The 14,473-nt window shown below is 73.3% G+C and carries 11 protein-coding genes; 8 read left to right on the top strand and 3 right to left on the bottom strand.

From position 1 onward, the window contains the following. Positions 1–11: 11 nt before the first annotated feature. From ACI3EY_RS05480 to ACI3EY_RS05470, 3 genes are read left to right on the top strand one after another with little or no spacing between them, the layout of a single operon-like run. Positions 12–551: a hypothetical protein gene (locus ACI3EY_RS05480; RefSeq protein WP_405039678.1), complete on the top strand. Its 540-nt coding sequence runs from the start codon at positions 12–14 to the stop codon at positions 549–551. An 11-nt stretch (positions 552–562) separates the two neighbouring features. Beyond that, the gene (locus ACI3EY_RS05475) at positions 563–1,507 is read left to right on the top strand and encodes an aldo/keto reductase (RefSeq protein ID WP_405039677.1); all 945 of its coding nucleotides are present in this window, start codon (positions 563–565) and stop codon (positions 1,505–1,507) included. A gap of 35 nt (positions 1,508–1,542) precedes the next feature. After that, entirely contained in the window at positions 1,543–2,202 is a 660-nt protein-coding gene (locus ACI3EY_RS05470) for a maleylpyruvate isomerase family mycothiol-dependent enzyme (RefSeq protein WP_405039676.1), read from the top strand. Positions 2,203–2,224: 22 nt separating this feature from the next. On the opposite strand, the gene ACI3EY_RS05465 is transcribed toward ACI3EY_RS05470, so the two are convergent. Continuing rightward, entirely contained in the window at positions 2,225–4,615 is a 2,391-nt protein-coding gene (locus ACI3EY_RS05465; RefSeq protein ID WP_405039675.1) for a xanthine dehydrogenase family protein molybdopterin-binding subunit, read from the bottom strand. Between the two features lie 52 nt (positions 4,616–4,667). Between ACI3EY_RS05465 and ACI3EY_RS05460 the strand changes: the two genes are divergently transcribed. Continuing rightward, positions 4,668–5,858 (top strand): acyl-CoA dehydrogenase family protein, encoded by a 1,191-nt coding sequence (locus ACI3EY_RS05460; protein WP_405039809.1) that lies wholly within the window; start codon positions 4,668–4,670, stop codon positions 5,856–5,858. On the opposite strand, the gene ACI3EY_RS05455 is transcribed toward ACI3EY_RS05460, so the two are convergent. Then, positions 5,849–8,065, bottom strand: coding sequence for an acyltransferase family protein (locus tag ACI3EY_RS05455; protein ID WP_405039674.1), 2,217 nt, complete (start codon positions 8,063–8,065; stop codon positions 5,849–5,851). The two genes, ACI3EY_RS05460 and ACI3EY_RS05455, sit on opposite strands and share 10 nt — an antisense overlap. Before the next feature lie 9 nt (positions 8,066–8,074). After that, complete coding sequence (locus tag ACI3EY_RS05450; protein ID WP_405039673.1) at positions 8,075–9,100, bottom strand: LacI family DNA-binding transcriptional regulator; 1,026 nt, start codon at positions 9,098–9,100, stop codon at positions 8,075–8,077. A 44-nt stretch (positions 9,101–9,144) separates the two neighbouring features. On the opposite strand from ACI3EY_RS05450, the gene araB reads away from it, so the two are divergent. The 4 genes from araB (at position 9,145) to chvE (ending at position 14,373) form a co-directional block, all read left to right on the top strand. After that, positions 9,145–10,899: a ribulokinase gene (gene araB / locus ACI3EY_RS05445; protein ID WP_405039672.1), complete on the top strand. Its 1,755-nt coding sequence runs from the start codon at positions 9,145–9,147 to the stop codon at positions 10,897–10,899. After that, complete coding sequence (locus ACI3EY_RS05440) at positions 10,896–11,627, top strand: L-ribulose-5-phosphate 4-epimerase (RefSeq protein WP_405039671.1); 732 nt, start codon at positions 10,896–10,898, stop codon at positions 11,625–11,627. The genes araB and ACI3EY_RS05440 overlap by 4 nt, the downstream gene beginning before the upstream one ends. Next, a complete protein-coding gene (gene araA, locus ACI3EY_RS05435; protein WP_405039670.1) occupies positions 11,624–13,138 on the top strand; it encodes an L-arabinose isomerase in 1,515 nt (504 codons plus the stop codon). The genes ACI3EY_RS05440 and araA overlap by 4 nt, the downstream gene beginning before the upstream one ends. A 71-nt stretch (positions 13,139–13,209) precedes the next feature. Further along, positions 13,210–14,373, top strand: a complete 1,164-nt coding sequence (chvE, locus tag ACI3EY_RS05430; protein ID WP_405037858.1) for a multiple monosaccharide ABC transporter substrate-binding protein — start codon at positions 13,210–13,212, stop codon at positions 14,371–14,373. Positions 14,374–14,473: the final 100 nt, after the last annotated feature.

Genomic DNA, 14,473 nt, shown 5'->3' with positions numbered 1-14,473 from the left:
GGACCTCGTTGATGCCCTACCGCTACGGTCGTGACTGGCACGGCGTCCTGCGCAAGCCGATCCAGGAGATCACCGAGGCCCAGGCACGGAAGCGCTTCGCCGCGGGCCCCTCCTTCTCCGTCAGCAAGGTGTCGACGGCGGACGCCAAGGTCGTTCCCGAGTTCACGCTGCAGATCAACCCCGACGGGTTCTACCTGGGCGTGGCGTTCTACGACGAGTTCGGCTCCGAGGTGCGGGCCTACCACTTCGCCGAGCAGCCGGAGCGTCCCGAGGAGCTGTTCCTGACCGGGGTCACGGTCCGCGTCTACCCGGACGGTCAGGACCGTTGGCTCGACCTGCACCAGGCGGCGGCGCACACGACCTTCACCTTCCGACCGAACGGGTGGGCCCGCTCCCGACTCGTGGTCCAGGGACAGGACGAGGCACGGGTGCAGGAGTTCACCGGGGTCGACGTCAGCGCCCACTGGGTCGACCGACCGGAGTTCGGTGACTGGGACAGGTTCGGCGTCGCGCGCGAGCCCGCGCTGCAGGACGACGCCCCCGCCGGGTAGCGTCGGGAACCATGCAGATCCCCTCCTTCCTCGAGACCGACCGCCCCTTCGTCCCGCTGAACCTCGGCGGCAACCCGTTCGGGTGGACCTGCCCGGAGGACGACGCCTTCGCGGTCCTGGACCACTTCCACGCCTCCGGGGGGAGCTTCGTCGACACCGCGGACGCCTACTCGGCGTGGGCGGAGGGGCACAGCGGCGGGGAGTCCGAAGCGGTCATCGGCCGCTGGATGGCCGACCGCGGCACCCGCGCGGACATGCGGATCGCGACCAAGGTCGGCAAGAAGCCGGACCGCAGCGGTCTGGCCCACGACACCGTGGTCGCCGCCCTGGAGGAGTCGCTGGAGCGCCTGCAGACCGACCACGTCGACCTCTACTACGCGCACGCCGACGACGAGAGCGTGCCGGTCGAGGACCAGGTCGCCACCTTCCACTCGCTGGTCGAGGCCGGGAAGGTCCGGGCCGTCGGCCTGTCCAACTACACCCCCGAGCGGCTGCGGGCCTGGGTCGCCACCGCGCGGGAGCATGGGATGACGGTGCCGGCCGCGATCCAGCCCCGGTACACGCTGGTCTCCCGCACCGAGTACGAGACCGAGGTGGCCCCGGTGGCCCGCGAGCTGGACCTCGCCGTGTTCTCCTACCCCGCGCTGGCCTCCGGCTTCCTCACCGGCAAGTACCGCACCGAGGCCGACTTCGCCGGCAACCCGCGCGGTGGCGCGGCCCGTCGGTATGCCGAGGCCGGGGGTCTGCACGTGGTGGACGCCCTGGTGCACGTCGCGGAGCGCCACGACGTCGCCCCCTCGGCCGTGGCGATCGCCTGGCTGCTGGCCCGCGACGTCACCGCCCCGATCGCCTCCGCCTCCCGTCCCGAGCAGCTCGACCCGCTGTTCGACGGGGTGCGGCTGCAGCTGGACGCCGAGGACGTCGCCGAGCTGGACGGGGCCTCCGCGGCCTTCTGAGGAGATCTGAGGAGAAGGGTCCGACGGTGCGAGACATGGACGACGAGCAGCTGCAGGCCTGGACCACCGAGCACCGGTTGCTCCTGGCCGACACCCTGGAGCAGCTGGGCGAGGAACGGGCCGGCGATCCCACCCTGTGCGCGGGATGGGACGTCCGGACGCTGGCCGGGCACCTGCTGCAGCCGTTGCGTGTGCCCTCGTGGCGCTTCCTGCTCACCGCCGCCCGGGTCCGGTCGATGGCCGTGGCCTGCGACGTGCACGCGGCACGCCTCGGCGCGCGTCCGCTGGCCGAGGTGGTCGCCGAGATCCGGGCCACCGCGCCGCGGCCGGTGCGGCCCTGGTACATCGGCGCCGCCGGGCCCTACACCGACACGTGCATCCATCTGCGGGACCTGGCCGAGCCGCAGGGACTCGAGGTCCGCGTCCCGGTGGAGCGCTGGGTCGCCGCCCTGGACATCATCACCTCCCCGCGGGGGCGCGAGTCGTTCGTCCCCCGTCCGGTCGGTGGTCGACGCGGCGACGGGTTGCTCGACGGGCTGAGCCTGCACGCCACCGACGCGGACCGGCGGTACGGCGAGGGTGAACCGGTCCGCGGCACCGCGGAGGCGGTCGCGATGGTGGTCAGCGGGCGGAGGGCATACCTGGACCGGGTCAGCGGTGCCGGCGCGGAGATGCTGGCAGCGAGGCTGCCGTAGAGCAACCACGGGCGACGCCCGGTCAGACCTCCACGTCGGCGATCTGGGTGAGGTCCGGGATGTCGTCGAAGATGGCCGGGGGTTCGCGCCACGGGTCGTGCTGCCCGGCCTGCGCCTGCAGGATCGCCCGGTGGACGCGCTCCGGGGTGCACGGGATGTCGATGTGCCGCACCCCCAGGTGGGCCACCGCGTCGATCACCGCGTTCTGCACGGCGGGCGTCGAGCCGACCGTGGCCGCCTCACCGATCCCCTTGGCGCCCAACGGGTTCCGGTCCGTCGGGGTCTGCGTGAGGCTGGTCTCCAGCTGCACCAGGTCGGCGCTCGAGGGCAACGAGTAGTCGGCGAGGCTGGCGGTCACCGGGTTGCCCGCCCCGTCGTAGCGGAACTCCTCCCACAGCGCCTGCGAGATGCCCTGCGCGCAGCCGCCCTGCTGCTGGCCGCGCACCAGCATCGGGTTGACCACGGTGCCGCAGTCATCGACCGCCACGTGCCTCAGCAGCCGGACGGCACCGGTCTCGGTGTCCACCTCCACCACGCTGGCGTGCGTGCCGAACGGGAAGGTGGCGCCGTGCTGGCGGAAGTCGTGGTCCACCGACAGCGGCTCCCCGTCCCGGTGCGCGCGGGCCGCGACCTCGTCCCAGCCCAGGGACACGTCCGGCACGCCGCGCACCCCGAAGACCCCGTCCACCAGCTCCACGTCGTCCTGGGCCACCTCCAGCAGGTCGGCCGCCAGCCGGGTCGCCCGCTCACGCAGCTCGACCGCGGCGCCCAGCACCGCGCTGCCGCCGAGCTGCAGCGACCGCGCCCCTCCGGTGCCGCCGCCGGAGCGCACCTGGGCGGTGTCGGACTGCAGGTAGGAGATCCGCTCCAGCGGGAGCCCGAGCTGGTCGGCGACCAGCATCGAGAACGCGGTCGCGTGCCCCTGGCCGTGCGCCGAGGTCCCGGCCATCACGGTCAGCGACCCGTCCTCCGCGACCCGGATCCCGGCATACTCGGTGCCGCCGAAACCGGTGATCTCCACGTAGCTGGCGATGCCCAGCCCGAGCTGCCAGGAGCTGCCGGCCTCCCGGCGGCGCTGCTGCTCGGCACGCACCTCGTCCACCCCGACGGCGCTCAGCGCGGCGTCCAGGGCCGCGGCGTACTCCCCGGTGTCGTAGCTGGCGCCGAACTTCGCCTCGTGCGGGAACTGCTCGGGGCGCAGGTAGTTCCGGCGACGGAACTCCTCCGGGCTCAGCCCGCACTCCCGGGCCGCGTGGTCCATCGCCCGCTCGACCATCGCCGCCGCCTCGGGCCGGCCGGCTCCGCGGAAGGCCCCGGTGGGCGCGGTGTTCGTCATCACCGAGACCGCGTCGTAGCGCAGCCGGGGGATGACGTAGGAGCCCTGCGACATGGTGCGGGTGGACCCGCTGGCGAACGAACCACCGAAGCCCGCATAGGCACCGCAGTCCCCTACCAGCCGGGCCCGCATCCCGGTGATGGTGCCGTCGGCCGACAGGCCCACCTCGACGTACTGCACCTGCCCACGGCTGCTCATCGAGAGCATGGTCTCGCTGCGGGTCTCGACCCAGCGCACCGGCCGCCGGAGCCGGGTCGCGGCGCTGACCACGGCCGCGTGCTCGGCGATGATCCCCGCCTTGCCGCCGAAGGCGCCACCGACGTGCGGGGCACGGACCCTGACCTGCTCGGCGTCCAGGCCGGTCCACCGGCACAGCAGCTTCCGGGCGGTGTGCGGGTGCTGGGTCGCCAGCGCCACGTCGAGCCCGGTCACCTCGGCCCGGGCACCGTCACCGGTGAGCACCGGGCGGACCAGGATGCCGTGACCCTCGATCGGGCTTGAGGCCATCCGGTTGTTCTCCATCCGCAGCCGGGCCACCCGGTGCGCGTCCGCGAGCACGTCCACCTCGCCGTCGGGGTCCTTCACCGCCAGCACCACGTTGGTGCCCAGCTCCGGGAACTGCCGCGGCGCGTCCGGCTCCAGCGCGGACTCCATGTCGACCACCACCTCCAGGTCCTGGTAGTCCACGTCCACCAGCTCGGCGGCATCCACCGCCGCCACCCGGCTGGTCGCGACCACCAGCGCCACCGCGTCCCCGACGAAGCGCACCCGGTCGACCGCCAGCGCGGTCCGCGGCACCCGGTCGTGGATCTGGTTGAAGACGGGCACCGGCTCGGCGCCCAGGTCCGCAGCGGTCAGCACGGCCAGCACCCCGGGTGCCTCCAGCGCCCCGCCGGTGTCGATCCCGGTGATCCGCGCGTGCGCGACCGGGCTGCGGACGAAGACCGCGTGCGCGACCTCCGGGTCGTCCACGTCCAGGTCGGCGACGAACCTCCCCCGCCCCCGGAGCAGGTCGGGGTCCTCCACCCGGCGGACCTCGGTGCCCAGGATCGACGTGCCTCGTGAGGGTGTGCTCATGGCGTCCATCCTGCCTGGCCACGGCACGACCCGCGACCGGCATGATGGTGGTATGCCCTCCCCCGCACCACGGACCGACCTGCTGGACCTGGACACGCTGCTGTCCCCCGACGAGATCGCCGTCCGCTCGAGCGTGCGCGCCGTCTGCGAGGAGCACGTGCTCCCGCACGTCGCGGGGTGGTACCGGGACGGGGAGGTCCCCCGGCTGCGGGAGCTGGCCCGCGAGTTCGGCCGCCTCGGGCTGCTCGGTATGCACCTGGAGGGCTACGGCTGCGCGGGCATGAGCGCCGTCGACTACGGGCTGGCCTGCCTGGAGCTGGAGGCCGCCGACTCCGGGATCCGCTCCCTGGTCTCGGTGCAGGGATCGCTGGCGATGTATGCCCTGTGGCGTTTCGGCAGCGAGGAGCAGAAGCAGCGGTGGCTGCCGACGATGGCCACCGGGGAGGCGATCGGCTGCTTCGGGCTCACCGAGCCGGACCACGGCTCGGACCCGGCGTCGATGACCACGCACGCCCGACGGGACGGCACCGACTGGGTGCTGGACGGGACCAAGACCTGGATCACCAACGGCCCGGTCGCCGACGTCGCCGTCGTCTGGGCGCAGACCGAGGGCGAGGACGGTCGCCCGGTGGTCCGCGGCTTCGTCGTCCCCACCGACACCCCGGGCTTCTCGGCCACTGTCATCGGTCACAAGATGTCGCTGCGCGCCTCGGTCACCGGCGAGCTGGTGCTGCAGGGCGTGCGGCTGCCCGCGGACGCGGTGCTCCCGGGGGTGAGCGGGCTGAAGGGCCCGTTGTCCTGCCTGTCCGAGGCGCGCTACGGCATCGTCTGGGGGTCGATGGGGGCGGCTCGGTCCGCCCTCGCCACCGCGGTCGACTACGCCGTCACCCGGGAGCAGTTCGGCCGGCCGATCGCCGGCTTCCAGCTGACCCAGGCCAAGCTCGCGCGGATGCACGGCCAGCTGGCCACCGGGACCCTGCTGGCGCTGCACCTGGGCCGGCTCAAGGACGGCCCCGGCCTGGCACCGGAGCAGGTGAGCGTCGGCAAGCTGAACAACGTCACCGCGGCGATCGAGGTGTGCCGCAGCGCCCGGACCGTGCTGGGGGCCAACGGCATCTCGGACGAGTACCCGGTGATGCGGCACGCCAACAACCTGGAGTCGGTGCTCACCTACGAGGGCACCGAGGAGATGCACACCCTGGTCGTCGGGCACGCCCTCACCGGGGTGCCCGCCTACCGCTGAGCCTCCCCGACCCCGACGGCCTCGAAGGCCACCTCCAGCCGGTCACCCAGCACGTCCGCCAGGCTGGCGGCATAGGTGTCCGTGACGTGGCTGCCCTGCCGGTACACGAGCACGTCGCCGACCACCGGGGGGCAGACGTCCTGGCCGGGGCAGACCCAGTCGTTGAGGGTGACGAAGGTCGAGGTCGGCACCTGGGCGACGGCCTCCCGCAGCGCCGAGGTCCCCAGGCCGGCGTTGTAGTCGAAGGCGCACCGGTCGGGGTCGCGCCGGTGGTCGGCCACGCACTCGTAGACCGGGTCTGGCCCGGGCTGCGGGCTGTCCGCCAGCGCCACCACCGGTATGCCCTCGTCCCCGACCTGGTCCCAGCGCCGCACGAAGCCGTCCACCAGGGCGTCCCGGCCGGCCTGCCCGCTCAGCCCGTCGGCGACCGCCGAGACCGAGGAGGTCAGCACCACGTCGGGGTCCAGCTCCTCGACCAGCTCCTGCGCCACGTCCGCCCCCCAGGTGCGGCACTCCTGCGACTCCAGCCCGGTCGCCAGGTCCAGCTCGGCGGCGGTCCAGGCGCACCCGGAGCGGTAGTACACGTGCACCTGCCAGCCCCGGTCCTGACCCAGCTCGTCCAGGGCGGTCGTCCACTGCGCGATCTTGGAGTCGCCGACGGCCGCCACCACCAGCTCCCCGGACGGGTCGCCGAAGTCGCAGCGGACCACGTCGGAACCGGTGGCGCCGCACTCCCGGTCGTAAAGATCGGGGACGTCCGCGGTGGCCTCCAGCGGGTCCGGGGTGATCGCCGAGGGGACCTGCTCAAGGCCGCTGACGTCCGGCCCCGGGGCGCCGGCCAGACCGTCCGGGACCGGTGGCGGGCCGCCGTCGGCGGAGTCCTCGGGCCGGGTGGTCCTCTCGGCGGCGTCGGTGCTGTCGGCCCCGTCAGTCCCGGCGGTGCTGTCAGCGTCGGCGGTGCTGTCGGCGCCGTCGGTCAGGGCGCGGGCCCCCTGCCCGGTCCCGGCGGCGGCGTTGGCGCCGATCTGCCGGTCGATCTCCCGCACCAGGTGCCCCCCGGACAGCGTGGCCGCCAGCATCGCGGCGGCCCCCACCGCCAGCGCGCCGGAGGGACGGGCCAGCCGGCCCCGCGCGTGCCGGATCGGCTGCTCGACCAGCCGGTACCCCAGGGCCGCCGGGACCGCAGAGACGGCGACCACCGCCAGCCCGGTCCAGACCGAGAGCTCCCCCCACCGGGCGGTGGCGAGCACCACCAGCGGCCAGTGCCAGAGGTAGAGCGAGTAGGACAGCGCGCCGGTCCACTGCAGCGCCCGGATCTCGTAGAGCCGGCCAGGACCGAAGCGCCGCGAGGCCCGCACCCCGCCGACCAGCATCGCCGCGGCCCCCAGGGTGGGGACCAGGGCCGGCCACCCGGGCCAGGCGGACTGCGGCCCGAGCAGGAGCCCGCCGAGGACCACGGCGACCGGACCGCCCCAGGCAAGCAGCGTCGCCGGCAGCACCGGTAGCCGCTGCCACCAGCCGGCGGCCAGCGCCACCAGCCCCCCGACCCCGAGCTGCCAGAGCCGGGTGGTGGTGACGAAGTAGGCCTCCGCCGGGCTCTGCACGCTCAGGTGCACGGCCCAGGCGAAAGAGGGCAGCACCACGAGCACGGCCAGCAGCACCGCGGTCACGGGGACCCACGGACTCCCCCGGCGGCGGGCCAGCAGCGCACCGAGCAGCACCAGCACCGGCCAGAACAGGTAGAACTGCTCCTCCACCGCCAGCGACCAGAAGTGCTGGACAGGGGAGGGCGCGGAGTCCTCGGCCAGGTAGTTCACCGAACGCTCGGAGAGGCGCCAGTTCACCACGTAGAGCCCTGAGGTGACGATGTCCCAGCCGGTCTCGCGCCACCGGACCTGCGGCAGCACCAGCAGCGACAGCAGCGCCGTGCTCACCAGGACCAGACCGGAGGCGGGCAGCAACCGGCGCGCCCGGCGCGACCAGAACCGGGTCAGGTCCACGGTGCCGGTGCGCCGCACCTCCTTGGCCAGCAACCCGGTGATCACGTAGCCGGAGATGACGAAGAAGACGTCCACCCCGGAGAAGCCGCCCGGCAGCCAGGGCACGCCCGCGTGGTAGACCAGCACCAGCAGCACGGCCAGCGCCCGCATCCCCTCGATGTCGGTCCGGTAGCCGGGCGGGAGGTGACGTCCGCCCGCGGTGCTCATCCGTCCAGTCTACGAAAGGCCTCCGGGCATCCTCGCCACGCTGGACCGGGACACCAGGCGCGGGGTCACCAGCAGCTCCGGACGCGGGGGCTCCCCCTCGATGAGCGAGACCAGCGCCTCGATCGCGGCCGCCCCCACCGCGTCGAACTGCTGCTCCACGGTGGTCAGCGCCGGGTAGAACCAGCCGCTCTCGGGGGTGTTGTCGTAGCCCATCACGCTGATCCGCCCGGGCACCTCGACCCCCGCGTGGTAGAGCGCCGAGATCAGCCCCAGGGCCATCGGGTCGTTGCCGACGAAGACGGCGCTGACCTCCGGCAGCCGTGGGTCCGCCAGCAGCGCGGTGCCGGCCCGGAAGCCGGACTCGGCGGTCCAGTCACCGACGAGCTGCGGACCCGGCTCCAGGCCCCCCTCGCGCAGGGCGCGTTCCCAGCCCCGGGTGCGCTGCCGGGCCTCGGCCCAGTCCGGCGGCCCGGTGACGTGCGCGACGGTGCGGTGCCCGTGGTCCATCAGGTGGCGTGCTGCGAGGTGCCCGCCCGCCTCGTTGTCGCCACCGACGAAGGGGGCCCGTCCGTCCAGGCGCCCCTCCACCGCGACCACCGGCAGCCGGCCGAAGATCCCCTCCACCATGGCCGCCTGCGCGTCGGTGGGGGCGATCACCACGACCCCCTCCACGTCGCGGCGCAGCAGGCCCTCCACCGCCGCCTCGAAGACCTGCCCCTGCAGCGCGACCGCCGAGACGATGTGCACGTCGTAACCGCTGCGGCGGGCGGCGGCCTCGATCTCCATCAGCATGGTGGTCGGCCCGAACCAGGGACCCATGAAGCTCACCACCCCGACCGCGCCGGAGCGCCGGACGGCCAGGCTGCGGGCGGTCCCGCTGGGCCGGTAGTCCAGCTCCTCCATCGCCGCCCGCACCCGGGCCCGCGTCTGCGGGCTGACGTTCGGCCGGTCGTTCACCACCCGGGAGACGGTCTGGTGGGACACCCCCGCGGCGTCCGCCACGTCATACATCGTCGTCCGTGCCCGATCCGCCACGACCCACATCCTTCCGCACGACCCGCCGACGCTTGACAGCCGTCATGTTAGCGGTAACCTATCGTCTTGTGAGCGCTAACAACGATGTTGACCACGTGGTGGTGGGTGTCGACTTCGGCACCCTCTCGGGCCGGGCCGTCCTGGTCCGGGTCCGCGACGGTGCCGTCCTGGGCACAGCCGTGCACCCCTACCGGCACGCGGTGATGGAGACCTCGCTCACCGCCGGTCCCGCGGCCGCGGCCGGCTCCCCCCTCCCGCTGCCCCCGGACTGGGCGCTGCAGGTGCCGGGCGACTACGTCGACGTGCTGCGCACCGCCGTCCCGGCGGCGCTGGAGCAGGCCCGCGCCGCGCACGGCACCGACGCCGGGGACGTCATCGGGATCGCCACCGACTTCACCGCCTGCACCATGGTCCCGACCACCGCCGAGGGCACCCCGCTGAACGAGCTGGACGCCTTCGCCGACCGGCCGCACGCCTACGTCAAGCTGTGGAAGCACCATGCCGCACAACCGCATGCCGACCGGATCAACGAGCTGGCGCACGCCCGCGGTGAGTCCTGGATCAGCCGGTACGGCGGCCTCATCTCCTCGGAGTGGGAGTTCGCCAAGGGGCTGCAGCTGCTCGAGGAGGACCCGGAGGTCTATGCGGCCACCCGGCACTGGGTGGAGGCAGCGGACTGGGTCGTCTGGCAGCTGTGCGGCGACTACGTGCGCAACGCCTGCACGGCCGGCTACAAGGGCATCCTGCAGGACGGCCGCTACCCCACGGCGGACTTCCTGACGGCCCTGAACCCCGACTTCGCCGACTTCGTCACCGCCAAGGTCGAGCACCCGGTGGGCCAGCTCGGGGAGGCCGCCGGCCGGCTCACCGCCCAGGCGGCCGCCTGGACCGGGCTGCCCGAGGGGATCGCGGTCGCGGTCGGCAACGTGGACGCGCACGTCACCGCCCCCGCCGCGGGTGCCGTGGAGCCGGGCCAGCTGGTCGCGATCATGGGCACCTCGACCTGCCACGTGATGAACAGCGACGTGCTGCGCGAGGTCCCCGGTATGTGCGGGGTCGTCGACGGCGGCATCGTGCCCGGGCTCTGGGGCTACGAGGCCGGGCAGTCCGGGGTGGGCGACATCTTCGGCTGGTTCGTCGAGCACGGGGTGCCGCCGACCTACCACGAGCAGGCCCGCGAGCGCGGCCTGTCGGTGCACGAGCTGCTGACCGAGCTGTCCGCCGGGCAACAGGTCGGCGAGCACGGCCTGGTCGCCCTGGACTGGCACTCGGGCAACCGTTCGGTGCTGGTGGACCACCAGCTCTCCGGCCTGGTCGTCGGTCAGACCCTGGCCACCCGCGCCCCGGACACCTACCGTGCCCTGCTGGAGGCGACCGCCTTCGGCACCCGGGTGATCATCGAGGCCTTCGTCGAGGCCGGCGTGCCGGTCACCGAGTTCATCGTCGCCGGCGGCCTGCTGAAGAACCCGCTGCTCATGCAGATCTACGCCGACGTCACCCGGCTGCCGATCTCCACCATCGCCACCGACCAGGGACCGGCGCTGGGCTCGGCCATCCACGCCGCCGTCGCCGCCGGCGCCTACCCGGACGTGCGCGCGGCCGCGGGCGCCATGGGCAAGGTGGACCGTGCCGTGCACCTGCCGGACGAGGACCGGGCCGCGGCCTACGACGAGCTGTTCGCCGAGTACCGCGCGCTGCACGACCACTTCGGCCGGGGCGAGCGCGCGATGCACCGGCTGCGGGCGCTGCGACGCCGGGCCCACGAACGCGCGCACGAACCGGCCGGGGCGTCGCGATGAGCCTGCAGGACTACCCGGTCACGGTCCGGGAGGAGGCCGCACGGCTGCGGGAGCTGGTCTGCCGCCTGCACGCGGAGCTCCCCCGCTGGGAGCTGGTCGTCTGGACCGCCGGCAACGTCTCGCAGCGGCTGCGCAGCGCGGACCTCTTCGTCATCAAGCCCTCCGGGGTGGGCTACCACGAGCTGACCCCGGAGGCGATGGTGGTCTGCGACCTGGACGGCCGGCTGGTCGACGGCGACCGCGCCCCCTCCTCCGACACCGCCGCGCACGCCTACGTCTACGCCCACCTGCCGGACGTGGGCGGGGTCGTGCACACCCACTCCACGTACGCCACCGCCTGGGCCGCCCGTGGGGAGGAGATCCCCTGCGTGCTGACGATGATGGCCGACGAGTTCGGGGGGCCGGTCCCGGTCGGCCCGTTCGCCCTGATCGGCGACGACTCCATCGGCCGCGGCATCGTGCAGACCCTGGCCGGTTCGCGCAGCCCGGCCGTGCTGATGCGCAGCCACGGACCGTTCACCGTCGGCGTCGACGCCCGGGCCGCGGTCAAGGCCGCGGTGATGGTCGAGGAGGTCGCCCGCACGGTGCACATCGCCCGGCAGCTGGGCGAGGTCACGCCGCTCGAGCAGGGCGACGTCGACGCGCTGCACGCCCGCTACCAGAACGTCTACGGCCAGGGCGCGAGCGACCCGGCCACCCCGAGCCGCACCACCGAGGAGCCCGTATGAACGCCAGCACGCCCTACCCCGAGCAGGAGATCTGGTTCTGCACCGGCAGCCAGCACCTCTACGGCGAGGACACCCTGCGCCAGGTGGCGGAGCAGAGCCGCCAGATCGCCGCCCGGCTCGACGACGCGGACGCGGTGCCGGCCCGGGTGGTGTGGAAGCCGGTGCTCACCGACCGCGACGCCATCCACCGGCTGGCGCTGGAGGCCAACGCCGACCCGGCCTGCCTCGGGATCATCGCCTGGATGCACACCTTCTCGCCGGCGAAGATGTGGATCGCCGGGCTGGGTGCCCTGGACGTCCCGCTGCTGCACCTGCACACCCAGGCCAACGTGGAGCTGCCCTGGTCGACCATCGACTTCGACTTCATGAACCTCAACCAGGCGGCGCACGGGGACCGGGAGTTCGGCTACATCCAGACCCGGATGGGGGTGCGCCGCACCACGGTCGCGGGCCACGTCTCGCACGAGCCGGTGCAGCGCCGGGTCGGTGACTGGGCCCGCGCCGCCGCCGGCTGGTCCGCCACCCGGGGTATGCGGCTGGCCCGCTTCGGCGACAACATGCGCGGGGTCGCGGTCACCGAGGGCGACAAGACCGAGGCCGAGATCAGCCTGGGTGTCTCGATCAACACCTGGGGCGTCAACGACCTGGCCGACGCCGTCGCCGAGGTCTCCGACGCCGAGGTCGACCCCCTGGTCGCCGAGTACGAGGACCTCTACGACGTGGCGCCCGAGCTGCGCCGGGGCGGCGACCGTCACGCCTCGCTGCGGGACGGCGCACGGCAGGAGATCGCGCTCACCACGATGCTGGACTCGCTCGGCGCCACCGCCTTCACCACCACCTTCGAGGACCTGGGCGCGCTGCGCCAGCTGCCCGGGCTGGCCGTTCAGCGGCTGATGGGCGCCGGCTACGGCTTCGGCGCCGAGGGTGACTGGAAGACGGCGATCCTGGTCCGGGTGGCCAAGGTGATGGGCGCCGGGCTGCCCGGTGGCGCCTCGCTGATGGAGGACTACACCTATGACCTCACCCCCGGCTCGGAGAAGATCCTGGGCGCGCACATGCTCGAGGTCTGCCCCTCGCTGACCACCGGCCGCCCCTCGCTGCAGATCCACCCGCTCGCGATCGGCGACCGCGACGACCCGGTGCGCCTGGTCTTCCACGCCGACCCGGGCCCCGGCGTGGTGGTGGCGATGTCGGACCTGCGCGACCGCTTCCGACTCACCGCCAACGCCGTCGACGTCGTCGCCCCGGACGCCCCGCTGCCGCACCTGCCGGTCGCGCACGCGGTGTGGCGTCCGCAGCCCGACCTGGCCACCTCCGCCGAGGCCTGGATGACCGCCGGGGCGGCGCACCACACGGTGCTCTCGACCCAGGTGGGCGTGCCGGTCTTCGAGGAGTGGGCGCACATGTCGGGGACCGAGCTGCTGGTCATCGACCAGGAGACCACCTCGCGCGGCTTCGCCCGCGAGGTCCGGTGGAACCAGGCATACCACCGCCTGTCGCAGGGAGTCTGAGCTGTCGTGAGGCCCGGCACCGGCACACCGCACCCAGTCCCGCACCGGGACGACCAACCAGAGGAGACACCATGAAGAACCGTAGGTACACCGCCATCGTCGCCGGAGCCACCTTCGCCCTCACCCTCGCCGCCTGCGGCGGCGAGGGGGCAGGGTCCGGCGGCGGTGCCGACGGGGACGACACGTCGGCCGACGCCGGCGGGGAGGGCGGGACGGTCGGTGTGGCGATGCCGACCCAGACGTCCGAACGTTGGATCGCCGACGGCGAGGCCGTCCAGGCAGGCCTGGAGGAGGCCGGCTACGACGTCGACCTCCAGTTCGCCAACGACGACATCCCCACCCAGAGCCAGCAGATCGACCAGATGATCACCAACGGCGCGGACGCCCTGGTGATCGCCGCGATCGACGGCACCGCGCTGTCCAGCCAGCTGGACGCGGCCGCCGCCGAGGGCATCCCGGTCATCTCCTACGACCGGCTGATCCGGGACAGCGAGAACGTCGACTTCTACGTCACCTTCGACAACTACAACGTCGGTGTCCAGCAGGCCACCTCGGTGCTGGTCGGGCTGGGGCTGCTCAACGAGGACGGGTCCGAGGGCGACGCCGAGGGACCGTTCAACATCGAGCTCTTCGCGGGGTCGCTGGACGACAACAACGCGCACTTCTTCTGGGACGGCGCGATGGACACCCTGCAGCCCTACCTGGACGACGGCACCCTCGAGGTGCCCTCCGGCCAGATGGACATCGAGCAGGCGGCCACCCTGCGCTGGCAGCAGGAGACGGCCCAGCGCCGGATGGAGGACCTGCTCACCAGCACCTACAGCGACGGCACCGAGCTGCACGGTGTGCTCTCCCCCTACGACGGCCTGTCCCGCGGCATCATCACCGCGCTGCAGAACGACGGCATGGGCACCACGGTCGAGGACGGCCTGCCCGTCGTCTCCGGCCAGGACGCCGAGATCGCCTCGGTGAAGCTGATCGACGACGGCGTGCAGTTCTCGACGATCTTCAAGGACACCCGCAAGCTCGCCGACCAGGCCGTCGTCACCGTGGACGCGTTCATGGGCGGCGGTGAGGCGGAGGCCAACGACACCGAGAGCTACGACAACGGCGTCAAGGTCGTCCCCTCGTTCCTGCTCGAGTCCGACGTGGTCTACCAGGACAACATCACCGAGCTGCTCGTCGACTCCGAGTACTGGAGCCAGGAGGAGATCGACGCCGGCGTCGCCGAGTGACCCCCCTGTCCCCCGCCGCCCCGACCCGCCGCGACCCGCGGCGGGTCGGGGCGGGACACCCCACCACCGTGCCCGGCGCCGGTGGCCCCCTGTGAGGAGC

The organism is Serinicoccus shuyuelongi (assembly GCF_045032955.1).
Lineage (GTDB): Bacteria > Actinomycetota > Actinomycetes > Actinomycetales > Dermatophilaceae > Ornithinicoccus.
This window is presented reverse-complemented; position numbering and strand designations above follow the sequence as displayed.